We start from the raw sequence: 21,777 nt of genomic DNA, 5'->3' as shown, positions 1-21,777 counted from the left end.
GGGCGGCTATTTTTGTGAGAGTTTCCAGCGGTCGGGAAGCAGGTCGCGGTATTTTTCGATCGGGGTGTTTGGCGGCCATGCGGCACATCGGTCGATTATGTCGCAGAAGTAGTCGAAGACGTTGACTCCGCAGCGGTGGCAGGTGATCGCAAGAGAGTGGTACAGGGCGGCGGCTTCGGCTCCGGAGTGGGAGCCGATTGTAAGTCGGCGACGGGTCAGGGATATGTAGCGGTTGATTCGCTCGACTTCGTTGTTGTCGAGTCTGTAGGTGGGTGAGGCAAAGATGCGTGGTATCTCGTCCCATTGTTTGAGTGCATGTTCGGTGGCGGCGAGCAGCGGGTCGTCGGGTGGCACGCCGATGCGGTCTTTGACTGCTGTCAGTCTCATGCGGATTTTCTCGAGCATCACCTTGGAGTATCGTTGTCTCCACTCAAGGTGCTTTCCCGCCGTCCATCCGTCTTTGCCTATGCGGTGCTGATGCTCGAAGTGGTAAAGGAGTCCGAAGAGCTTTGCTATTTCCTGCGCCTTTGGATTGTCTTTCAGATCGAGAAACTTTCGCTTGATGTGCTGCAGGCATGGCAAGCGTTTTATCCCGCTCATCCCACCGATTCCGATATGCCGGTATCCCGAGTAATAGTCGCACTGGAAGGCTCCGTTGAAGCCTTTTATGTGTTGCTCGAAGACTTCGGCCGAGCGGGAGCCGTCGTCATAGAAGAAGTACACAAGCCCGGTTGTCATGCCGACGAACACCCATATGTAGCCTTTCTTGATCTTTCTTCCCGAAGGAGTTGCCACCTGCAGCCGCACTTTCTGATAGGTCTCGTCACCGCAGATATAATTGTCCGCGACTATTGCCTGACCCAGCGCCTTGTATAGATTTTCCAGATGTACCCTTACCTTACTTACGAGCTTCTGTGCGGTGCCTTTGTCAAGGTCGAAGCCGTGGGCACGGAAGTATTCGACAGCATTTTCAAGTGGCATGCAGTGGAGATAGCGTAGCTCGGCGAGTCCGGCTATGAAGGAAGATGTATACTGCGAGTTAAGCAGCGGTGTGGCGGGTGCGGAACCTTTGTATATTTTCTCGTCCTGCACGTATTTTCTGACCTTGTAGATAATTTTTTTGAAGCGCATCGGCTCCATGACGTAGCGCACGACATCGCACTCGCCGATAAACGTCGCCGCCTCGGGATTGAAGTCCGGACTGTCAGGCTCCACTATAATGGTCTCCACCTCACACTCCGGATGCGTCTTCCTTTTGGCGCCGTTGTTGGTACGTTTCTTCTCTGGCTTCTGCTGTCGAGTTTCGGATGTGGCAGGAGTCGTCACCGGTTTCTTCTGACGCTCCGACGGCGAGCCCTGCAGACGCTGCACTGCCTGACGCGCGGCTTTCTCTTTGCTCAGTTCCGCACTTTTGCCTTTCATAGCCTCCTCCATTGAGGCCATTTGCTTGCGCAGTTCATCTACAGTCGCCACAAGCTTCTCGTTGGTCGACTGCAGCTTTTCATTGGATAAAGTAAGCGAGCTGACAGAGGCCAACGCCTCGTCGAGCCGCCCTTGAAGGAACTCGATCTGACGTTGCAGAAACTCTATCAACTCGTTCTTTTTCATGGTGTAAAGTTACAAAAAATATCTGACATTTGCAACTTTCCACGCCATTTATTTATTTGATTAACAAATTATTAAGCCTTATTTTACGGCCATTCTGAAGCGATTTTCGACCATCACCTTCACAGGCGTGAGGCCCCTCATCAGCATATAGAAATCGTCCCATTGGAGCCTGCGCACGCCGTCATCGCCCTTTTTGAGCACCTCCCGGAAACGGCCTCGCGACAGTCTTTTTGTGTACATCAAAAATCCGTCGCCATCCCATTTCAACGCCTTCATGGTCTTGCGGTCCTTTGAGAAAAACACATACACATCGCCCGATGCCGGAGAATGCCCCTTCCACGACCACACCATCTGGGCCAGACCCCGGATGCCGTAGCGCATCGATACCGGCTGCCGGCATACCCAGAGCCGCATATCCGCCTCAAGACTCCACATCACTCCTGCGTGTCATGACATCCACCAGAAGCGCCAGCCCCTCCGCGCTTATCTCTCCCAGACTCACGCCTCGGCCCCAACCGAGTTCGATGTGCACGTCACGCACGACACTGGTGGCACCGACATCCCGGCTCTCATCCGCAACCTGAATACCGGGAACCTTAACCTCCCGGAATAACGGCCCGCCACCTTCCCGCGACGAATCCGGTCTCTCCGGCAGACTGCGTTGATAATCGCTTATGCTGATTTTGCGGCGCCGAAGCCACTCATAAAGCCGCTGGACGTTGACGCCGGTACCGGCACAGAAACGGTTCAATGCGATATAGCCGTCTGTCTCGCATTGATTCTTGTAACGCGTCCATGTCTCTGAATAGACATCGGACAAAGACTTGTTATAACCCATGATTCTTTTTGTCGACAAAGATACAACTCTCTTTCGGAGTTCGTCAATATGCTATCGCGGATGGTTGTACGCTGAATTCACGGTGCCGGGCAGATCGACAAGAATGAGGTCGTATTCACCGTCTTTCCTTAGCTGGTCTGTCGCTTCCCTCGCATTTTCCGCCTGCGCCCCCACGATGGCGTAGGCTTTTTTATGGATACGGTTCCACTGGTTCACCAAAAGCTGGCGGAAATACTCGCTGTTCTCCACTGTGCGCATATCGCGCTCTTTCATACGGATAAGGCTGAACTGTGGAAAGTCACAGTCAACAACGGCTACATTAAGACCTTTCTGGTAGTGGAAATACCCGGTCAGCATGATTGTGATGGCGGATTTGCCGACCCCGCCTTTCTGGTTGCTGATGGCAACGAATAATGGTTCTTTTTTCATGTCTACGTTTTTATGTTATATGATACTGAATTCATTCCTGCATGAGTGCATGTCCGTATGACTGAATGTGTACGCTCATTCATGACCTCTGTCAGTCATTCATACATACATGAGTTCGGGCATTCACTCATTCGTGATTTACTGATTCTTTAAGTGCAGTCACTCTGTCACTCGTGCCTGATTGACCTCACTCAGTCAAGATGTCTCTCAATCTTTCAATCGGTCACTACTGACTTGCGGATCTCAATCACACTGCAAATAAAAGGAGATTTTTTCGACTTTCAACCATCTTGTCAAGCCCCTGACATTACGTGTCACCTTATGTCATCACGTTGTATATAATGCCCTATTTTACAGCCGGATAAATGCCTGTAACTTTGCCACCGACAAGGAAACAGACCGATGCAATCGGTGGAAATCCCCGCTAATGTCAGGCAAGAGGCCCGGAAACAATTTGACGAAGGAAAATTCATGTTCAAGCGAACATAGCAAGTTGTGTTTCTCGGCACACGAAATAAATTTCGTGCCTTGAAACAACTTGCCACTCGCCTGACGGCTCGGGAGGGGATTTCCTCCAAAGTCGGAAATCCGTGCCGGATTATCAGTAACTAAAAAATGTATTGAACCGTATGAAAAAAGAGAACCCACAACGAAGAAAAGTCGGGCGAAAACCTAAGGCCAAACCCGAAAAATACCGTTATGTTGTCCGTATGGACGAGGATGAGAACCGTCAGTTCAAACTGATGTTTCAGAAATCAGAGGCGGTGCATCACTCCAAATTCATCAAATCCGTGTTGCTGAATCGGACTATTAAAATAATCAAGATAGATCCTGCGACGACGGATTTCTACATCCGGCTAACCAATTTTTATCACCAGTTCCAGGCGATTGGCAACAACTACAACCAAGTGGTAAAAGCCGTAAAGACCAATTTCGGGGACAAGAGGGCCTTCGTGCTGCTCCGCAAATTGGAGAAGGAGACCGTCGAACTTGTGATAGTGAGCCGCCAGATAGTGGCTCTCATCAACGAGTACAAGGAGAAGTATCTTGACACCCATCTCCCGGACTGACATGGTGGCGAAAATCAACCGGGGCGTTTCGCTCTACGGGGCACTCGCCTATAACTGGCAGAAGGTGGATGACAGGACCGCGCGTATAATATCGGGGAATGGAATGATTACTGATTCGGCCAACTGCCCCGATATGAATATGCAGAATGCCATCTACGGCTTCCGGAAATACCTTTTGGCAAACAAGAACACGGACAAGCCTATACTGCATATATCTCTCAATCCGTCGCTTGATGACAATCTCTCGGAAAAGCAGCTGGCAATGCTTGCCGACGAGTATATGCGCAAGATGGGCTATGGTTCCCAGCCATACATAGTGTTCCTTCACGAAGACATAGAGCGCCGCCACATACATATAGTGTCAACCTGCGTGAACGAGCGCGGAGAGAAGATCGACGACTCATACGAGTGGAACCGCTCCATGCGCGCCTGCCGCGAGCTGGAACGGAAATTCGGTTTGCAGCAGGTGGCTGACAAACGCCGCGAGCTGTTGGAACCATATCTGAAAAAGGCCGATTACCGCGACGGTGATGTGAAGCGTCAGATCGGCAACATATTCAAGAGCGTGTTTTCATCATACCGATTCCAGTCGTTCGGAGAATACAGCGCGTTGCTGTCATGCTTCAACATAGAGGCGAAACAGGTGAAAGGCGAACATGAGGGGACACCCTACAATGGTATCGTCTATGCGATTACCGATGATTCGGGTCGTCCGGTCAGCGTACCTGTCAAGTCATCGCTTATTGGCAAGAGGTTCGGGTATGAGGGGATACAGAAACGTATCGGCTACAACGCGCGTGACTACAAGGCGAAGAAATGGCAATCGAAGATTGCGAATGATGTCACCTTTGCCAAGCACGGTTGCCGTGGCGACCGTGACACTTTCGTGTCTATACTGGCCTTGCGCGGCATAGATGTGGTGTTCCGTGAGAACGATGACGGGCGCATATACGGTGCCACTTTCATTGACCACCGCAATAAAGAGGTGTATAACGGCTCCCGGCTCGGCAAGGAGTTTTCGGCAAACGCTTTCGAGAATCTTTTCAATTCCAATACAGATATTCCGGGGCTTGACGGACTTAACGATGGCCTGCGTATTGGCACACATTCCAATGCTGTCACCGACATGGGCGAAGCGATACAGCAGGCTTTCGGAATACTGTCTCTCGACACCAATGACCCCGATCCGCAGGAGGAGGCTCTGGCGAACCGTCTGCTCCGAAAGAAAAAGAAAAAACGCCGTTATCGCGGCCTGCAATGACAACCAATATTATAAACCCATTAAAAATTATCCCATATGCAACAGGAAGATGACCTCCGGGGACTGGCAAAAGTCATGGAATTCATGCGCGCCATCTCCATAATATTCGTAGTGATACACGTTTACTGGTACTGCTACCAGGCTATAACCGACCTCGGTGTGAACATCGGTGTCGTGGACCGCATACTGCTGAACTTCCAGCGGACTGCGGGACTTTTCAAGAACCTCCTTATCACCAAGATGTTCGCACTGATATTCCTCGCCCTGTCATGCCTCGGTACAAAGGGTGTCAAAAATCAGAAGATGACATGGGAGAAAATCTACGGAGCCTACATATCGGGACTCGTGCTTTTCTTCATGAACTGGTGGATGCTTTCCTTGCCATTGTCTCCGATGGTGAATGCGGCGTTATACACCGCAACACTCACGACCGGATATATACTGCTGCTCATGGCCGGAATATGGACGAGCCGCATGTTCCTCCACAACCTCATGGACGATGTGTTCAACACGGCCAACGAGAGCTTCATGCAGGAGACACGCCTCATGGAGAACGAGTATTCGGTGAACCTGCCGACCAAGTTCGTGTATCAAGGACGCGAATGGGACGGATGGATAAACGTGGTCAATCCGTTCCGTGCGTCGATAGTCCTCGGTACACCGGGTTCCGGGAAAAGCTACGCTGTGGTGAACAACTATATCAAACAGCAGATTTCCAAAGGGTTCGCGCTATACCTATACAACTACAAGTTCGATGACCTATCTATCATCGCCTACAACGAACTGCTCAAGAACCTTGACAAGTACAAGGTGAAGCCGGAGTTCTATGTGATAAATTTCGATGACCCTCGCCGCTCGCACAGGTGCAACCCCATCAATCCGCAGTTCATGGCGGATATCAGCGACGCATACGAATCGGCATACACCATACTCCTGAATTTGAACAAGACATGGATACAGAAACAGGGAGATTTCTTCGTTGAGTCACCGATTATCCTGCTCGCCGCGATAATATGGTACCTCCGTATATATAAGGAAGGGCGTTACTGCACCTTCCCCCATGCCATAGAATTCCTCAACAAGCCGTATGCCGACATATTCACCATTCTCACTTCATATCCCTCCCTTGAAAACTATCTGTCACCCTTTATGGACGCATGGAAAGGGGGCGCCCAGGATCAACTCCAGGGCCAGATAGCTTCCGCAAAAATTCCACTGTCAAGGATGATTTCACCGCAGCTGTACTGGGTCATGACAGGCGATGATTTTACGCTCGACCTGAACAATCCGCAGGCTCCCAAAATCCTATGTGTAGGCAACAATCCAGACAGACAAAACATATATTCGGCCGCCCTCGGACTATATAACAGCCGTATCGTCAAGCTGATAAACAAGAAGGGACAGCTCAAGAGTTCAATCATCATTGACGAGCTGCCGACCATATATTTTCGCGGCATCGACAACCTTATAGCCACGGCACGTTCCAACAAGGTGGCTGTATGCCTCGGATTTCAGGACTTCTCCCAGCTTGCGCGCGACTACGGCGACAAGGAGGCGAAAGTAATCCAGAACACTGTCGGCAATATCTTCAGCGGGCAGGTCGTAGGCGAGACGGCAAAGAACCTGTCGGAACGCTTCGGAAAAATACTCCAGCAGCGCCAGTCGGTATCCATCAACCGGCAGGACACTTCCACTTCGATAAACACCCAGCTCGATTTCCTCATTCCCGCATCCAAGATAGCAAATCTGTCGCAGGGCACGTTCGTCGGCAGCGTTGCCGACAACTTCGGCGAGGAGATAGACCAGAAGATCTTTCACTCGCGCATCATCGTTGACAGCGCAAAAGTGGCGGCAGAGACAAAAGCCTACAAGAAAATACCTGTAATCAATGATTTTCTGGACGAGGATGGCAACGACATCATGCAGGAACAGATTGAAAGAAACTATTCTCAGATAAAGAATGATGTAGAGCAGATAATCGCCGACGAGATGGAGCGCATCAAGAACGACCCGGAATTACAGCATCTGCTCCCGCCGGAGGATAACGGAGAGGCCGGGGAGAAATAAAGCCGGTGTCTATTCTCTCCGCGAAGGTAGCCACACGCCTTTCGGACGGATGCAAGGCCAGGCCCTGCGGGTTTCGTGGAAAAATCTGCCGCGCCCCGTGGGGCTTGCGGTATTTTTCCCGAAAGCCTTGCACTGTCCGGCGTGTGGCTGTCATGGCGGCAAGAATAGGACACAGGCTGCTGTGCCCGATAAGGATTTATAATCAACTAAATAGAAGATATATGAGTATTATATGTACAAGGTGCGGAAGCACCAATGTCGCTTGTGAAGCGATAGTAAATCCCAACGGGAATGTATTCAGACGTTATACGGATGAGTCTTTCCTATACGGACAGTGCGAGGATTGCGGTACTTGTCCGGAGCTGACCGATCCCGATGAAGTCAAAATGGATATCGACAGATTGTATCAGGAATTCAAGTCTTATTCGGACACGGAGCCGGATTATGCCAACTGCCGGATAGTGTACAAGGATGACGGTAATGAGCATGATATAAAAATATCATTGAAAGTGGATGACAAATCCGCAGCAATGGAAGAGAGCATATTCTATTACTGCGACTGCCTTTCCGATTTCAAATCTCTGGCAGAATATGGCTGTGAGGATTTCATACTGGTCGGATGCTACAGATTCGGCAAATGGGCAGAAGAAGAATGTCTTTCAAATAATAAATAAATGCTTATGATAAAGTTACTGAAAGAATGTGCGGAGTATATACGCTCGCATCCGGATAATGGGCTGTCTGAAAAGCTCCTTGATAAAATAAAACTGGCACTGTCACACAATGACGGCTATGCTATTGTCTCAACAGTCTCGCGTGAAGATATAGTGTCCGCAGGATATGATGCCGATGCCGTCAGTGATGATGACCTTGAGCGAATTGCTGAAAGTATGCACGAGGGCCATACGGAGTATGGAGGCTATTGGGTGGCGTTGAAGGATGCCTGTGATGACTTGATGATACCCCGGCTAACAAAAATGCCAAATGAAATTGCACAATAAAATACAAGAAAACAGCGGAATCTACATTGAAGCACGTTCCGCTGTTTTTATATTATATTACACACTGATACAGCTCTACAATATTGCTGTGTAAAAAACATCAGGGGCGACACAACCGAGTGCCGTCCCCCGTTTTTAGAGTTTTGTTGATGTCAATCGCTACACAGCCACCATAATCCAGCTATAATACCCGCTCCAATTACAAAAGGATCGGCTGGAGATGCCAAAAGGGTGGAGACCATTGAAACCACCTGTGTTCCCATTACGGCATTTCCGACTCCTGCCGAAGCAGAACTGATAGATGCACCCGCCGCACTCACGGCTGCGGAAACGTTGCCGCCCGTAGCTGCTGCACCAACGATTTGTGCACCACCGGAAATGGTGGAAGTCATTAGAGTTTGTGTTGCACTTGTTACTGCGTGGTCGGTTATAATTGATTTCCCGATTTCACACGCTACATCTATAGCACTCATGAGAAATTAAATTTAAGTATGAATGAAACGTGTTAATAATCTCTGCATGAGGTCTGCCACCTTGTGACTGTCGCCTCTTTATAAGTATTTGACGGTATCATAAAATTAGCATTCGGGAACTGAAATGTCAAATTTATTTTTATGTTGTAAAGCTGATTTTGTTAAAGAATTAAAGTTGCATTAGAACTTCTATGATATTATATTGTAGTCGGGTCAAATTTTATCCCGTCATTTATCATGCCACCCCTTATTATGCCATTTATATCACCATTTTTTAGTATCGTGTAAAGAGAAACAGAGAACCGTCACCGACGGTGTAAACCGCATTAGTTAATCGCCCTCAAATCTGTCAACACTTTCCAGGGATAGTCAGTATAATAATGTATGTTGGACGAATAGGCTGCAATAAATTGTTCCAAAACGCTCCAAAATGGCGGCCAAAGCTCAAATCTTGCGGAATATCTGCAAAATTTGAGCTTTAAAGGGTCAACTCTCATATTTGGGAAGCAACAATATCTCCTTTTCTGTTGATAGCTTTATTGAGATAACCTTTGTTTTATCGAGACAACAGTCCAATATGCATTTATCATGAGGCTGTATCAGAATGGGTGTTTCATTCAATATAAGGACATCTTCTTTTTCCCAATCATATACTGTAAACTGTCCCCTACTTAAAAGTATCGCCCTGTCACTATGGTTGTCAATCTCAACGCCTTGGGATGAAAGTTCTATCGTCCAGTCTGTTCCGGACTCGCAAATTCTTTGTTTAGTACCAAATGGTACAGTATATTTGCCGATTAGTCTTCCCACAAGTCGGTCAACATCTGTATATGGATTCCTTTCATATACGGGTGCGGCGGTTTTAGCATCGCTTTCAGATCTGAGCCGACACGCATTTACCATACCCTTGATTAATTTGTCTTTAACAAGTGGGAATGTTGATTCCCCGGATTTCGTTTCCATCCAATATCCCCGTGTTCGGGCATAACCATTTATGCAGATTGCCCCATTGCAATCTTTCTCAGGTATTTTGCCGGTGCCGCATTCAAATATATGCTTATTGCCATCAACGCGTTCACCACATTCTGTTTGCAAGAACGATCGGTACAGATATTCAAAATGCAGAAGCAGATAATATTCAAAACTACGACTACTGAATGCGATATTCACAATTTTACCGTCAACCACTTTGGCAGCCTCTTCAAATGCCTCTTTGTGTTTTGGATGTTCGTCCTTGTCATATACAGCCCATGCCTCATCGACCCCTTCTGATAATATGTGACGGGCATACTGAACCCATTTTAACGGCGGTTGACCGCTTATGATAATTGGTTCCGGCTCCTTCTTTTGTGAAGCTTTAACCTTCCGTTTCTTCCCTTTGTGCCATCCTCTTTTTGTATGATTCACATCATCCGCTTCTTCAGGAACATATGGTTGCGGTATGGTACGGATATCAACATATTCGTTATCATGGAAGTATGTGTTACACAAGTCGCTGAAAAACAACGGCTCGGTCTTGTCTCCCTCGCAAACTATCCTGATGACAGATTTACTATGGCGTGTATCTTCATTCTTCCTTGCCATTATCCACAAAAAGTTTTTCAAGCGGATGCAATGAAGGCACGCCACCGAATTTGTTGTTCAGATACCATTTGCCGAAAAGTGTGTCCTCCCGGACATCGGAAAAGTCAGAGAGGGAGAATATTTCGGATACACCATACTTATTCTTTTCGGTAAACCATATCTGGTCCTTTCGAATTGTATTCTGGTCAAGAAGGTTTACATCATGCGTGGTGAATACCAATTGTGCGTTGTTTCGGTTTATCCGTTTATTTCGGAATATATCTACAATAAGCTGGGTTATGTGAGAGTGCAGACCAGAATCCATTTCGTCAACAAAGAAAGGACTGCCATTTTGCAGGGATTGCAATATATTACATCCAATAATGAACAATGCCCTTGTACCGAAAGATTCCTCTTTCAGCGGCAGGTCTGATTCCCCTATATCCTTACCATCTTTATAAAGTCCATGCAGGCCGCTCGCTTCAACTCCGTCACTTCGTTTTTCAAGCCGCAAGTCAGTAACGCCCGTATCTGCGAAAGAAAGAAACTCTGACAACATACGCCTGTTGTCAGGATGAGAATATAGCCAGCGAAGCATCTCCTTATCTTCCCCAAGCATTGTATCTTCGTGGAAACCATTGGATACGACTATTCCTGACAGATATTTTGCGGCATTGGTTACCGGCTCACACGGAGTGTCTTTTAAAAACTTTGACAAGAGCAACTGGTTCTTAAAGACGTTAAAGCTCTTGTTTGAGGTAAGACTTGAACCGAATCTGATTGAGTCAGATTCCTTATCATCATCAAGTAACATACGCTCATATAAAAGCACCGGTCGTCCGACAGGATAGGATTGTAATGTTTCTGCAAGAATCTTGGACCTTTCAAATTTTAGGGTGTACTTATACCGGACATTCGCTGTTATGAACTCTATGGAGAATTCAATTGGAGCGTCTGCCGTGTCACTGTCGAATTTGAACGGCATATACAATGGGATATCCTCACCAACACGGTTGTCTATATTCAGCACCCAACGGCGAAAACCATACATGAATTTAATGATATTGGTTTTTCCCGAGGCATTTGCACCGAAAATCAAAGAAATCTTCAAGACCCGTTTCTCTCCTTCAGCACCGGTAGCGACTTTACAGATGTTGTCAGGTTTTGCTCTTGAAGATGTCGGCTCTGTCGTAAAAGAACAACACCCTTTAAATGACCGAAAGTTCTTAAATTCCAGATTTAGTATCATGATATTGCGGATTTTCTGCAAAGATAGCATTTTAATCTCGCTTAAACAAATTTATTCCGGCGATTTTGCGTAATTAGCGCGAAAATCCCATTAAAGTTTGATTTGGATTATGCCGTTTATATTTTTACGAGAATTATATATCTTAGAATGTCACGCTACAAAAGTAATTCTAATAACGTTGTTTATCAAATGATTGTGGTCATAAATATCTTATGACTGATGCTTTTGTCCTATTTTTCAATGTTTTGCCACTGCATCTATATATATGGTTCTTCTTCAATATGTTATGTATGTCCGTGTTCAAAATTTTACTCAGTTTGTTAAAAATGAATGATACTAAGCAGTGAACAATAAGCTAAATGATAATAACAGCATGGTCGGCAGCGCCGGCTATGTCCCTTTATCAAGGTAACTCGGAGACCGAAATCCTCTCGTTCAGGCCCTTCGGGTTTTCCTGCAAAAAATTCCCTGCGGTAATTTTTCTTGGAAAAAACGTTCCGGTTTCGCCCCTCCGAGTTGTAGTGTCGGTCGGGACTTAGCAAGCGATGCCGACCGATGACGCATAAAACGGTCAACTGAGAAACTGTGGCGCCGGCATTATGGAATATTGACGGTGCCACAGCCGATATAATATTACAGGAACACACATAATCCTGCCGCCTGTTTTTTACTGACGGATATAAGCGGGGACAAAAGCAGCTCCGCCTCTCAATTCTGCATATTACGGTCGTTTTCTCCGTCCCGCCTGTTCTCCTTTCCGTTTCCCTCCGTACCTGTCTTTTTCGCTCCGTAATCGGCTCATTCCGACCTTTGCGTGACACCCTGCGGTGCAACGTGATGACATACGGTGCAACGTATTGTCAAGCGTTTGCAAATCAGTATTTTGTATGATTTTAGAGCCTATATTTGCAGTGGAAACATTTATTTATTCACTCTAAATACTTCAATGTATGGCAAAAAAATCAGCAAGGGCGGAACCGGATCTACCGACACCCAAAATCACCGAGAACGAGCAGATGAGCGACATCGTGTTCATCCTTGACAAGATGGAGCTGATATTGCAGGCGGTGTCAAAACTTGACAAGGACGGGCGACATGAAACTGTCCCGGCAGACACGAAACACCGAAACTCGTTCCTGAAAATCGACCGCTATGCGGACATGTTCGAGAATTTCCTCAAGAATTTCTGGAGCCAGATCAAAGACCCCACACGCTTCGGCATCCTGTCGGTAAAGGACAAGCACCTTGACGACCACGATGTAAGGCAGGCGATAGAGGATATCGCAGCAGGGAAGAAAACCGACGCGGTGGAGGAATTCCTCAAGAAATACGAGATTACCCCGAAGGGGAAACAACAAGAAAACACCAATAATCAAAATGTAGAAGAAATGGCAAAGAAACAAAAAGACAATGAAGAAGTGCGGATGTCACCCCGCGAGGTACAGGCACAGCAGGCCGCAGCCGCCGGACAACAGCCGGAACAGCGCGCCCCACGTTACAACGAGTCAATGATCGACTGGGAACAGCTCAAATTATTCGGTATCTCGCGCGACTATCTCGCCGAGCGCGGACTGCTCGACCAGATGCTCCGTGGCTACAAGACCAACCAGATGGTGCCTATAACCATGAACTTCGGCTCAGCCGTGCTCCGCACGGACGCACGCCTGTCGTTCCAACAGTCGGCTAACGGCCCCGTGGTACTCGCCATCCACGGTATGCGTCAGAAACCGGATCTCGATCGCCCGTATTTCGGGCATATCTTCTCCGACGAGGACAAGAAGAACCTGCTTGAAACCGGCAACATGGGGCGCGTTGTGGACCTCAAATCCCGCAGCGGTGAGATTGTCCCCACCTTCATCAGCATCGACAAACTCACCAACGAGGTTGTGGCGATGAAAGCCGAGAACGTATTCATCCCCGATGAAATCAAGGGTGTCAAGCTCACCGAGCAGGAAAAGAACGATCTCAAGGAAGGGAAGGCCATATTCCTCGAAGGTATGAAGTCGCAAGCCGGCAACGACTTCGACGCCAAGGTGCAGATAAGCGCCGAACGTCGCGGCATCGAATACATCTTCGAGAACGACAGGGTTTTCAACCGTCAGGAACTCGGCGGAGTTAAACTCACCAAGCAGCAGGTTGAGGATCTGAATCTCGGCAAAGCTATCTTCGTGGAGGATATGAAGCGAAAGGACGGTGAATACTTCTCTTCGTTTGTCAAGCTCGACCCACAAAGCGGGCGTCCCGCATACACGCGCTACAATCCGGATTCGCCCGAAGGAGACCGGGAAATCTACATTCCCAAGGAAATCAACGGTGTGAAGCTCACCGGTGAAGAACGGGAAGAACTGCGTGCCGGTCAGGTAATATTCCTCAAAGATATGGTGAGCCGCAAAGGTGAGGAATTCTCCTCGTTTATCAAGGCCGACCTTGAAACCGGACGGCTGAGCTACTCCCGCACGCCGGACGGTTTCGAGTAGCGCGAGCAGTTCAAGATTCCCACCGAGCTGTGGGGCAGGACGCTTACCGCAACCGAACGCGCCCAGCTTCAGGACGGCAAGGCGGTGCTCATAGAGGGGATGATAGGTTTTGACAAGAAACCTTTCTCCCAGTATGTTCGTGCCAACTTCAACACCGGCCGTCTGGACTACTACAACGAAGACCCCACCCGCAAGCGTGACGCCTCGCAGCGCAATGTCGTCGCACAGGCTCAGGAACGCCGTCAGTCACAGGGACAAGGGCAGCAGAACCGCAAACCGAAAGGCCAGAGCGTCGGCTGACGATAAGAAAATGTGTAACGTAAAAGACCATGACAATGAATCAGGAAAACATAACTCCTTTCAATGCCGAAGATGTGGACTGGGGCGAACTGGAATCCATCGGCATACTCCGCGACGAGCTGGAGATGGCCGGCGAACTCGACACGCTCCTGCAAGGAGAAAAAACCGGTGTGATATCCCTCAGTCTTGTGCTCCTCGGCGTGGATGTCGTCCTTGACGCCACCTTGCAGCTTGTACGCAGGGAAAACGGCGAACCTCTCCTTGAGATTATCGGCATCAAGCCCGCATGACAGAGTTCTTATATAACCCAATGTCAAACCGCCGTTCCCTGCCTCCCTGACTATGGCGGGGAACGGCTAAATTTTCACCAATATGATAGCAATCATAACTGAAAAGCCGAGCGTCGGGCAGGACATCGCCCGTGTCGTCGGCGCCAACATACGCAAAGAGGGTTACTGTACCGGCAACGGCTACATGGTGACATGGGCGCTCGGACACCTCGTGTCGCTCGCCATGCCGGGCGCATACGGTTACGACCGGACATCTACCGAAAGTCTTCCCATGATTCCCGACCCATTCCGGCTTGTGGTTCGCCAGATCCGTACCGACCGGGGCTTGGTGACGGACATCGCCGCCGCTAAACAGCTCAAGATCATCGACGATGTGTTCTCCAGATGTGACAGCATCATCGTGGCGACCGATGCCGGACGCGAAGGGGAACTCATTTTCCGTTATATCTATGAATACCTCGGCTACACCAAGCCTTTCCGCAGGCTGTGGATATCATCGCTTACAGACGAGGCAATCCGTACCGGCATGGCGAACCTGCGCGACGGTCGTGAGTATAATAGCCTTCATGCCGCCGCAGACTGCCGCGCGAAAGCCGACTGGCTTGTGGGAATGAACGCCAGCCGCGCCCTCGCCTGCGTGTCGGGCACTTCCAACAGCTCCATCGGACGTGTGCAGACACCCACGCTTGCTATGGTCTGCTCCCGTTTCCGTGAGAACCGTGATTTCGTGTCCGTCCCTTACTGGCAGCTACATGTGACTCTCTCCAGGGACGGCAGGCTGTGCCGTTTCTTCCACAAGGATGATTTCAGGGAGAAGACACAGGCTGACGCCGCCTTTTCCCGTATCGTCCCCGGTGCCACCGGACGTGTCACCAAGGCGGAATGCAGGCGTTCCGACCGCCAGCCACCGCTTTTGTACAACCTCACGGCTCTCCAGAAGGACTGCAACGTGCACCACGACATGACCGCAGAGAAGACTTTGGTCGTGGCGCAGTCGCTCTACGAGAAGAAACTGATATCCTATCCGCGAACCGGAAGCCGTTACATACCGCATGATGTCATGCGAACCGTGCCGGAACTGCTGCAAAAGGTGTACACCATGCCGGAATTCCACACCTACGGTGCCACTTTTGACCTATCGGCGCTCAACAACCGCAGTGTAAACGACACCAAAGTGACCGACCACCATGCTCTGATTGTCACCGGTGTCACACCTTCGGGCATTTCAAGCGACGAACGTGCCGTCTATCTGATGATTGCCGGGCGTATGCTCGAAGCATTCTCACCCCCGTGTGTCACCGAAACACACCTAATAGAAGCCGAAATCTGCGGGATGCCGTTCCGTTCCAAGTCCTCGTCCGTCGTAATACCAGGCTGGCGTGCCGTGTTCGACCGCAAGGAGGACCGTGGCGAGGATGAATCCGATGACAATGCGGCTTGCCCAGCCTTTTCTGTTGGTGACACCGCGCCGGTGTCGGGGCACGGGCTGGCGCAGAGGAAGACCATGCCGCGCCCTTTGTACACCGAGGCCACCCTCCTTGCCGCAATGGAATCGTGCGGTAAGGATATCGCCGACGAGAAGGCGCGCGAGGCTGTCCGCGACATAGGCATCGGCACGCCCGCCACCCGTGCGGCCATTATCGCCACTCTGGTTAAACGTGACTACATACGACGCTCAGGTAAGAGCATCATGCCTACCGACAAAGGTCTGGCACTGTACGATGCCGTGAAGGATATGCTCGTGGCGGATGTAGGCATGACAGGCTGCTGGGAAAACACACTGTTGCAGATTGAACGGCACACTCTTGAACCCTCTACATTCATGAACGCCATCGTCGGCTATACACGCAAGGCCACCACTGAGATTCTCGGAATCACAGTGCCTGTCACCCCGGTGCATTCCCGCCCATGTCCCAAATGCGGCAAAGGGAATGTCGTGATACGGGCTAAGACCGCCCGGTGCGACAATACATCCTGCGGTCTGATGGTGTTCAGACGATTCTTGAACAAGGAACTCACGGACGGCCATATCGAGCAACTGCTGTCATCCGGCAGGACTAAGCTGATAAAGGGGTTCAAGGGAAAGAAGGGAAATTCATTCGATGCCATGCTCGTTTTCGACCGCGGCTACAATGTCACACTCGTTTTCCCGGACAGGAAGACTTCAAGAAAGAGATAGGACAGTGAATGCCGTCATTCGGATTCGGAGGCGAAGTTCGTGGCTTGCCATTTCCCACCGTCAAGGCCGGGCCTTGCGGTACGGGCAAAAATCATCCTCGCTGCGCTCCGGTATTTTTACCCGTAGCCTTGCCTGTGGAGGCGCGCCACGGGGGAGCCTCCGAAATCCGGATGACACCGTGTCCCCCGGTAAATATATACAGTTATGAAAGCATCTGCACTTATCACAAGGATCACCGGTATGGGTTGGCTGTGGAAAGCAATCCTGATACTCGCTTTGGCCGCCGTGTTCGGATACCTCTATACAAGGGGCGTATCACCTGTATGGGCGGCGTTGGCGATAGTCTTTTTCAGGGGATTCTTCCGATTCCTCTATAAGATTGCCTGCATCATAGTGGCGGCGGCTCTGCTGTTCGCCATAATCAGCGGTCTGATTTTTTGAAACAACGCATCATGAGCTTCCATCTCAGGCATAGATTTACAAAAGGCATATATGGCAGAGCCGTCCACATGGGCGGCTCTTTTTATGTGCTGTATGAAATAAATATATGTAAGAAGATAATAAGGCAGAAAAGAATAGTCTGGCTGACAGACCCGAAGAAACTACCGGGCAAAATTAGCGTCCGCCTCATTCGGACTGCAAGGCCGGGCCTATCGGTTTCGGGAAAAATCATCCTCGCTTCGCTCCGGTATTTTTCCCGAAAGCCTTGCATTACCGGAGTCGGCCGCTGTAATGCCCTTGTAGTTCATCGGGCTGCCAAGCCCGGATATTCAATAATAAATTAAAAAAGAAATGACTATGAGACAGGCTATCATGACAGCGGCACAACCGGCGGTTACAATCCCGGTGCCGAAGAAAAGAATCGTCCGGATTGAAAGACCGGAAATCAAGTTCCCGTCACGCAGGACAGGGGGACCGGTGCATATCTCCACCATCCTGGATCCTATAATGGAGATAAGCCGCCATCCTGACCGTAACAGGCTTCTCGCAGAATTCTTCAAGGGATGAGCGCAGGCAATAACCGGAAATATTCACACTAAATACGATAAGAATATGTTTTTTCAATCAATGAACCAGATGATGAACCCTAACGTGGATATCACGTTGGTCATCCGCAAGTCCGCCGACGGGCGCATGGCAGTGTCGGTGCTACCGAAGTCCAACACTCTCAAGGATGAGGCGCAGAACAGCATCGTGCCGTTGACATTGAACGGCACACCCGAAGAACTTGACACCGGCTTCATGCAGGTGGTCGCACGCCCAATGCAGAAGGCGTCGGGACTGATCTCCAACATGGCGCAGTTCGAGGCGCAGGCCGACAAGGCCGCGTCATCGAGCAAGAGTGCTAAGGAAGCCAAGGCGAAAGAATCCAAAGAGGAAAGGGAGAAGCGCGAGAAGTATGAGAAAAATCTCAAGAAGGCAGAGGAGCATATCGCCGCCAAGAAACATAAGGAGGCTGTGGACGCGCTTACCGAGGCACGCAAGTACGCCAAACCCGATGACTTGAAGACAATCGACGAGCGGCTTGACGAGCAGAGGAAATTAGTGGGACATGGAGATCTCTTCGCAATGATGGAGGAACCCGCAGAGACTCAACCACAGCAGGCTCAAGTCCAACAACCGCAGGCACAGTCTCAACCAACGCCGGAACCGGTACAGCAAGCTCAACAACCGACCGTTCAACAGCAAGATGCACCACAACATCAGTCCGCCATGCCACAGCAGGAAATGCCGGCACAAGCTGCATATCCCGCTCAAAAGCCATACGGCAATCCCGGACAGGGATATGGCGGCCGGTACGGGTATCCGCAACAGCCGCAGGGATGGCCGCAGCAGGCGCAACCCAATGGCGGCTATCCGCAATATGCGCATCCCAATGGCGGGATGATGCCGCCAAACGGAGGTCAGAACGGCTCGTATCCTCACAACGGTCAGCCACGGTACTCACAGCAGCCGATGCCGTTCGAGCACGACATGGCGGCTCATGCACCGAGAATGGCGGATCCGGATGACGCACCACCATACCGACCGGAGGAATATGCGGAATATCCCGACTTCCCGGCATCAATGTTACAAGGAAATTATGCACAACCCCAAATGATGTAAGACTATGGCACTCGAAATCACAGGAATCAAACGCGTGTTCACTTTCAAGAAAGGGACAGCCACAATCACACTCGACGACCCCAATCCGTCGGACAGCCCCGAAATGGTGATGGGATTCTATTCCAACACCTATCCCGAACTGACAACCGCCACGGTACACGGTCCCACCATGAAGGACGACGCGGCGGTCTATGAGTTCAAGACCACAATCGGAACCAAAGGATAAGAACCAATGCCCATAAAACCTAAAAAAGAGAACCAATGCAGACTCCTGAGCGAATCACAGTCGGAACAGCTCGCAAAGCTACTCATAAGCCAGACCGAGAGACGCTATCATTACGGAGTGAACCGGCAAAGAAGAATTACAGCGCCCAGCGGTGCTGTAATTCTTTTCTGAAAACGACCTTCCAGAGCACCGTACCTTCTTTCATAATCAAGGATTATGGAGAGGATACATTCAACATAATCACGCAGGAGAACTATGATTTCCTGCGTGATTCTTATTTCTGGTATGCGGAATTGTTGAATGTGAAGACCGATCACACACCCGGCAGGACTCTGAATGAGAGCATCAACCATCTGTATTATGAAATGCAGACCATTCTCTCCGACAATATTGGACTGAATATCGAGATGTATGACAGCAGGCTTCATTTTACACTCTGGAAATGCCACAGGTGGGGAACCTGCAAGCTGTATTATTTCCCGGTGAAATTTCTGACCCGAATCAACAACGGGCTTAGGCGCATAGCCATATCGTTCCTTAACAAGTTTATGCACGCCAACCGAATCGGTTCAATATTGGACTGCGATGAACATGACTGTATAATGGAATGTGTCCTTATGGATTATGACACTAACGAGGCAGACAAAGAAATTATCAGGGACAGGAAGCGCATAGAGTCATATCAGTCAGGAGCAATACACAAACTGCTCAGACGTGTTGAAAGTAAGTCATATCATAACGACATACACACGGCGTTGCACGGTTATAAACCCGTTAACGCATGGGAATTAAAATTTATAGATGCCATGCTGGATGGAATGGAATTCCTTGAACCGAAGAAACCGATAATGCATTATGCCTATGACCCATATTACGATGATGACCCGGACATACGTCCGGTGGACCTGCACCGTCAGATCTGCATTGTCTATGAGGAAGATGACATAGTCACCAGGACACTGATTGACTTCATAAACTCGGATTATCAGGAATCGTATGAGATAATACCGGTGACAACTATGAAACTGACTCCAAAAACGGAATCACTCTTCAAAATATCGGATGAGTATCCCGAACGGTTCTTCCAATGGTCCGATAAGTTCATTAACATAATAAGTAATCTTGAATCATGACGAATTCCAACCAACTGACTCGGGAGATAAGCTCCGTAATATATCCCAAAGCCGTTCTCATCGCCTATGTCAGCGAGGACGAGAAGAAACATTTCCTTGAGATGCGTGCAATAGATAAAAAGGGTAATATGGGTGAAGGACGCCCTGTGACCTTGGAGTTCATGAACGATCTTGTGAGGAATTATTCGGAAGTCCACAACGGCACTCCATGCGGGATGTTGCCGTCAAACCTGCTGTATTGCGACACTCGCAAGGGGTCTGAACGGTATGTATGGTATAATCCGCCGCAAAGACGAATGATGTATTTTGTGGAAAGCCTGAAGATTGAAAATGCGGAATACAATGTTCCGGGAGTGATCTATGAATCAAAGGAAGGTGGCGGAATGAACGTGTATGCCTTCAAGGGAGAAGTCCCAACTCCGGAGACAAAACTGTATGCCGCCCCGTTTTTCAACGTCACGAGCGCAAACGTGTGCATGGGGAATCCGAAAATTGAGAGTCCGAGGCAACCGACATTCGGAACATTTCTGGAATATCTTGAGAAAAGGTTCTGGCTGACGGAATTTTCACACTTGGGCGGAGGCCGTAATCCTACGAAGTCCAATCTTGTGCTGGTGACAAAGGCCGCACGTGACAAACCGTTCAACCTCAATGAACTTATACCTCTGAATAATCTTAAACTAAAAGACCTTCTGAAATGAAACGTGTACATTATATTCACAATTACCTACTCAATCCGCAGCATCCGGTTACGGTAAATCTTATAGGCGCCGGCGGCACGGGTTCACAGGTCCTTACAAATCTCGCCCGGCTCGATGTGACACTGAGGGCATTGAACCATCCCGGTCTGTTCGTGACAGTCTATGACCCGGACATAGTTACCGAAGCCAATATCGGGCGCCAGCTTTTCGGATGGTCGGATATCGGGCTGAACAAGGCGCAGTGTCTGGTGACACGGATAAACAACTTCTTCGGGAATGATTGGGCTGCAATCCCGGACTTATATCCGGTATGTCCCAAGGATGCACGAAGGGACAATATGGCCAACATAACGATTACCTGCACCGACAATGTGAAATCACGTATGGATTTATGGAAAGTGTTGAAGGCTGTACCGGAATCAGACTACACCAATCATGGCACACCGATATATTGGCTCGACTTCGGAAACTCGCAGTCAAGCGGACAGGTTGTAATGGGAACCGTGCCAAGAAAAATCAAGCAGCCGGAATCGCATCTTTATGAAACGGTAAGCTCTCTGAAAGTGGTGACACGCCTCGTGCGGTATTCAAAAGTGAAAGATAATGATTCAGGTCCGAGTTGCTCCCTTGCCGAAGCATTGGAGAAACAAGACCTGTTTATTAACTCGACACTGGCGCAGCTCGGCTGCAATCTGCTGTGGAAATTGTTCCGCCACGGTATGATAGAACACCATGGGCTGTATCTGAGTCTCTCCACCATGAAAGTGAACCCAATTATATTATAAATACCATAACCTTGAAAATCG

Annotated in this window: 21 protein-coding genes and 2 pseudogenes; 16 read left to right on the top strand and 7 right to left on the bottom strand. The window is 49.3% G+C overall.

What is annotated here, in order from left to right:
- Nucleotides 1-6 precede the first annotated feature (6 nt).
- The 4 genes and pseudogenes from tnpC to E7747_RS15590 form a co-directional block, all read right to left on the bottom strand.
- Nucleotides 7-1,608 carry an IS66 family transposase gene (gene tnpC / locus E7747_RS15600; protein ID WP_136413423.1) on the bottom strand — a complete coding sequence of 534 codons (1,602 nt, stop codon included), beginning with the start codon at nucleotides 1,606-1,608 and terminating at the stop codon, nucleotides 7-9.
- 78 nt (nucleotides 1,609-1,686) lie between these two features.
- Nucleotides 1,687-2,043, bottom strand: a complete 357-nt coding sequence (gene tnpB / locus E7747_RS15595) for an IS66 family insertion sequence element accessory protein TnpB (protein ID WP_136413421.1) — start codon at nucleotides 2,041-2,043, stop codon at nucleotides 1,687-1,689.
- Nucleotides 2,030-2,446: a hypothetical protein gene (locus E7747_RS16785; RefSeq protein WP_136413419.1), complete on the bottom strand. Its 417-nt coding sequence runs from the start codon at nucleotides 2,444-2,446 to the stop codon at nucleotides 2,030-2,032. The genes tnpB and E7747_RS16785 overlap by 14 nt, the downstream gene beginning before the upstream one ends.
- A 69-nt stretch (nucleotides 2,447-2,515) precedes the next feature.
- Nucleotides 2,516-2,875, bottom strand: a pseudogene (locus E7747_RS15590) (ParA family protein); the annotation flags it as partial.
- Between the two features lie 629 nt (nucleotides 2,876-3,504).
- Between E7747_RS15590 and mobA the strand changes: the two are divergent.
- The 5 genes from mobA to E7747_RS15560 all read left to right on the top strand — a co-directional run bounded on the left by mobA (nucleotide 3,505) and on the right by E7747_RS15560 (nucleotide 8,274).
- Complete coding sequence (gene mobA, locus E7747_RS15585; protein ID WP_120466137.1) at nucleotides 3,505-3,945, top strand: conjugal transfer protein MobA; 441 nt, start codon at nucleotides 3,505-3,507, stop codon at nucleotides 3,943-3,945.
- A gap of 1 nt (nucleotide 3,946) precedes the next feature.
- Nucleotides 3,947-5,206: a conjugal transfer protein MobB gene (mobB, locus tag E7747_RS15580; protein ID WP_136417145.1), complete on the top strand. Its 1,260-nt coding sequence runs from the start codon at nucleotides 3,947-3,949 to the stop codon at nucleotides 5,204-5,206.
- Between the two features lie 36 nt (nucleotides 5,207-5,242).
- Nucleotides 5,243-7,273 (top strand): conjugal transfer protein MobC, encoded by a 2,031-nt coding sequence (gene mobC / locus E7747_RS15575; protein WP_136416907.1) that lies wholly within the window; start codon nucleotides 5,243-5,245, stop codon nucleotides 7,271-7,273.
- A gap of 221 nt (nucleotides 7,274-7,494) precedes the next feature.
- The gene (locus E7747_RS15565; RefSeq protein WP_123614586.1) at nucleotides 7,495-7,947 is read left to right on the top strand and encodes a hypothetical protein; all 453 of its coding nucleotides are present in this window, start codon (nucleotides 7,495-7,497) and stop codon (nucleotides 7,945-7,947) included.
- A gap of 6 nt (nucleotides 7,948-7,953) precedes the next feature.
- Nucleotides 7,954-8,274 (top strand): hypothetical protein, encoded by a 321-nt coding sequence (locus E7747_RS15560; RefSeq protein WP_228449205.1) that lies wholly within the window; start codon nucleotides 7,954-7,956, stop codon nucleotides 8,272-8,274.
- Nucleotides 8,275-8,426: 152 nt separating this feature from the next.
- Here the strand turns inward: E7747_RS15560 and E7747_RS15555 are convergent, their stop codons facing one another.
- The 3 genes from E7747_RS15555 to E7747_RS15545 form a co-directional block, all read right to left on the bottom strand.
- A complete protein-coding gene (locus E7747_RS15555) occupies nucleotides 8,427-8,747 on the bottom strand; it encodes a hypothetical protein (protein ID WP_136416903.1) in 321 nt (106 codons plus the stop codon).
- Between the two features lie 486 nt (nucleotides 8,748-9,233).
- Complete coding sequence (locus E7747_RS15550; RefSeq protein WP_120466147.1) at nucleotides 9,234-10,331, bottom strand: RloB family protein; 1,098 nt, start codon at nucleotides 10,329-10,331, stop codon at nucleotides 9,234-9,236.
- Complete coding sequence (locus tag E7747_RS15545) at nucleotides 10,315-11,559, bottom strand: AAA family ATPase (RefSeq protein ID WP_136416901.1); 1,245 nt, start codon at nucleotides 11,557-11,559, stop codon at nucleotides 10,315-10,317. The genes E7747_RS15550 and E7747_RS15545 overlap by 17 nt, the downstream gene beginning before the upstream one ends.
- A 950-nt stretch (nucleotides 11,560-12,509) precedes the next feature.
- Between E7747_RS15545 and E7747_RS15540 the strand changes: the two are divergent.
- The 11 genes and pseudogenes from E7747_RS15540 to E7747_RS15490 all read left to right on the top strand — a co-directional run bounded on the left by E7747_RS15540 (nucleotide 12,510) and on the right by E7747_RS15490 (nucleotide 21,756).
- Nucleotides 12,510-14,336 (top strand): annotated as a pseudogene (locus tag E7747_RS15540) (DUF3945 domain-containing protein).
- A gap of 29 nt (nucleotides 14,337-14,365) precedes the next feature.
- Nucleotides 14,366-14,626, top strand: a complete 261-nt coding sequence (locus tag E7747_RS15535) for a DUF4099 domain-containing protein (protein WP_120466150.1) — start codon at nucleotides 14,366-14,368, stop codon at nucleotides 14,624-14,626.
- Nucleotides 14,627-14,708: 82 nt separating this feature from the next.
- Complete coding sequence (locus E7747_RS15530) at nucleotides 14,709-16,805, top strand: type IA DNA topoisomerase (protein ID WP_136416900.1); 2,097 nt, start codon at nucleotides 14,709-14,711, stop codon at nucleotides 16,803-16,805.
- 240 nt (nucleotides 16,806-17,045) lie between these two features.
- The gene (locus E7747_RS15525; protein ID WP_228449339.1) at nucleotides 17,046-17,246 is read left to right on the top strand and encodes a hypothetical protein; all 201 of its coding nucleotides are present in this window, start codon (nucleotides 17,046-17,048) and stop codon (nucleotides 17,244-17,246) included.
- Between the two features lie 11 nt (nucleotides 17,247-17,257).
- Nucleotides 17,258-17,590, top strand: a complete 333-nt coding sequence (locus E7747_RS15520) for a hypothetical protein (protein ID WP_136416898.1) — start codon at nucleotides 17,258-17,260, stop codon at nucleotides 17,588-17,590.
- A 13-nt stretch (nucleotides 17,591-17,603) separates the two neighbouring features.
- Nucleotides 17,604-17,813, top strand: coding sequence for a hypothetical protein (locus tag E7747_RS15515; protein WP_120466161.1), 210 nt, complete (start codon nucleotides 17,604-17,606; stop codon nucleotides 17,811-17,813).
- Between the two features lie 45 nt (nucleotides 17,814-17,858).
- Nucleotides 17,859-18,911 (top strand): PRTRC system protein E, encoded by a 1,053-nt coding sequence (locus E7747_RS15510; protein ID WP_136416896.1) that lies wholly within the window; start codon nucleotides 17,859-17,861, stop codon nucleotides 18,909-18,911.
- A 4-nt stretch (nucleotides 18,912-18,915) separates the two neighbouring features.
- Nucleotides 18,916-19,137 carry a PRTRC system protein C gene (locus E7747_RS15505; RefSeq protein ID WP_016274015.1) on the top strand — a complete coding sequence of 74 codons (222 nt, stop codon included), beginning with the start codon at nucleotides 18,916-18,918 and terminating at the stop codon, nucleotides 19,135-19,137.
- A 35-nt stretch (nucleotides 19,138-19,172) separates the two neighbouring features.
- Nucleotides 19,173-20,270, top strand: a complete 1,098-nt coding sequence (locus E7747_RS15500) for a hypothetical protein (RefSeq protein WP_136416894.1) — start codon at nucleotides 19,173-19,175, stop codon at nucleotides 20,268-20,270.
- On the top strand, nucleotides 20,267-20,971 hold the full coding sequence (locus tag E7747_RS15495; protein WP_120466167.1) for a prokaryotic E2 ligase family D protein: 705 nt from the start codon (nucleotides 20,267-20,269) through the stop codon (nucleotides 20,969-20,971). The genes E7747_RS15500 and E7747_RS15495 overlap by 4 nt, the downstream gene beginning before the upstream one ends.
- The gene (locus E7747_RS15490; protein WP_136416892.1) at nucleotides 20,968-21,756 is read left to right on the top strand and encodes a PRTRC system ThiF family protein; all 789 of its coding nucleotides are present in this window, start codon (nucleotides 20,968-20,970) and stop codon (nucleotides 21,754-21,756) included. Before E7747_RS15495 ends, E7747_RS15490 begins: the two co-directional genes overlap by 4 nt.
- The last annotated feature ends 21 nt before the right edge of the window (nucleotides 21,757-21,777 follow it).

This window comes from Duncaniella dubosii (assembly GCF_004803915.1).
GTDB classification, from domain to species: Bacteria; Bacteroidota; Bacteroidia; order Bacteroidales; family Muribaculaceae; genus Duncaniella; species Duncaniella dubosii.
This window is presented reverse-complemented; position numbering and strand designations above follow the sequence as displayed.

What these genes read in the sequence shown, in the direction of transcription:
- tnpB (WP_136413421.1), bottom strand. Translation starts at nt 2,043, where the DNA reads ATGTGGAGTCTTGAGGCGGATATGCGGCTCTGGGTATGCCGGCAGCCG.
- E7747_RS15490 (WP_136416892.1), top strand. Translation starts at nt 20,968, where the DNA reads ATGAAACGTGTACATTATATTCACAATTACCTACTCAATCCGCAGCAT.
- E7747_RS15550 (WP_120466147.1), bottom strand. Translation starts at nt 10,331, where the DNA reads ATGGCAAGGAAGAATGAAGATACACGCCATAGTAAATCTGTCATCAGG.
- E7747_RS15525 (WP_228449339.1), top strand. Translation starts at nt 17,046, where the DNA reads ATGGGTTGGCTGTGGAAAGCAATCCTGATACTCGCTTTGGCCGCCGTG.
- tnpC (WP_136413423.1), bottom strand. Translation starts at nt 1,608, where the DNA reads ATGAAAAAGAACGAGTTGATAGAGTTTCTGCAACGTCAGATCGAGTTC.
- E7747_RS15520 (WP_136416898.1), top strand. Translation starts at nt 17,258, where the DNA reads ATGAGCTTCCATCTCAGGCATAGATTTACAAAAGGCATATATGGCAGA.
- E7747_RS16785 (WP_136413419.1), bottom strand. Translation starts at nt 2,446, where the DNA reads ATGGGTTATAACAAGTCTTTGTCCGATGTCTATTCAGAGACATGGACG.
- E7747_RS15495 (WP_120466167.1), top strand. Translation starts at nt 20,267, where the DNA reads ATGACGAATTCCAACCAACTGACTCGGGAGATAAGCTCCGTAATATAT.
- mobA (WP_120466137.1), top strand. Translation starts at nt 3,505, where the DNA reads ATGAAAAAAGAGAACCCACAACGAAGAAAAGTCGGGCGAAAACCTAAG.
- E7747_RS15500 (WP_136416894.1), top strand. Translation starts at nt 19,173, where the DNA reads ATGCAGACTCCTGAGCGAATCACAGTCGGAACAGCTCGCAAAGCTACT.
- E7747_RS15565 (WP_123614586.1), top strand. Translation starts at nt 7,495, where the DNA reads ATGAGTATTATATGTACAAGGTGCGGAAGCACCAATGTCGCTTGTGAA.
- E7747_RS15535 (WP_120466150.1), top strand. Translation starts at nt 14,366, where the DNA reads ATGACAATGAATCAGGAAAACATAACTCCTTTCAATGCCGAAGATGTG.
- E7747_RS15560 (WP_228449205.1), top strand. Translation starts at nt 7,954, where the DNA reads ATGATAAAGTTACTGAAAGAATGTGCGGAGTATATACGCTCGCATCCG.
- E7747_RS15515 (WP_120466161.1), top strand. Translation starts at nt 17,604, where the DNA reads ATGAGACAGGCTATCATGACAGCGGCACAACCGGCGGTTACAATCCCG.
- E7747_RS15510 (WP_136416896.1), top strand. Translation starts at nt 17,859, where the DNA reads ATGTTTTTTCAATCAATGAACCAGATGATGAACCCTAACGTGGATATC.
- mobB (WP_136417145.1), top strand. Translation starts at nt 3,947, where the DNA reads ATGGTGGCGAAAATCAACCGGGGCGTTTCGCTCTACGGGGCACTCGCC.
- E7747_RS15545 (WP_136416901.1), bottom strand. Translation starts at nt 11,559, where the DNA reads ATGATACTAAATCTGGAATTTAAGAACTTTCGGTCATTTAAAGGGTGT.
- mobC (WP_136416907.1), top strand. Translation starts at nt 5,243, where the DNA reads ATGCAACAGGAAGATGACCTCCGGGGACTGGCAAAAGTCATGGAATTC.
- E7747_RS15530 (WP_136416900.1), top strand. Translation starts at nt 14,709, where the DNA reads ATGATAGCAATCATAACTGAAAAGCCGAGCGTCGGGCAGGACATCGCC.
- E7747_RS15505 (WP_016274015.1), top strand. Translation starts at nt 18,916, where the DNA reads ATGGCACTCGAAATCACAGGAATCAAACGCGTGTTCACTTTCAAGAAA.
- E7747_RS15555 (WP_136416903.1), bottom strand. Translation starts at nt 8,747, where the DNA reads ATGAGTGCTATAGATGTAGCGTGTGAAATCGGGAAATCAATTATAACC.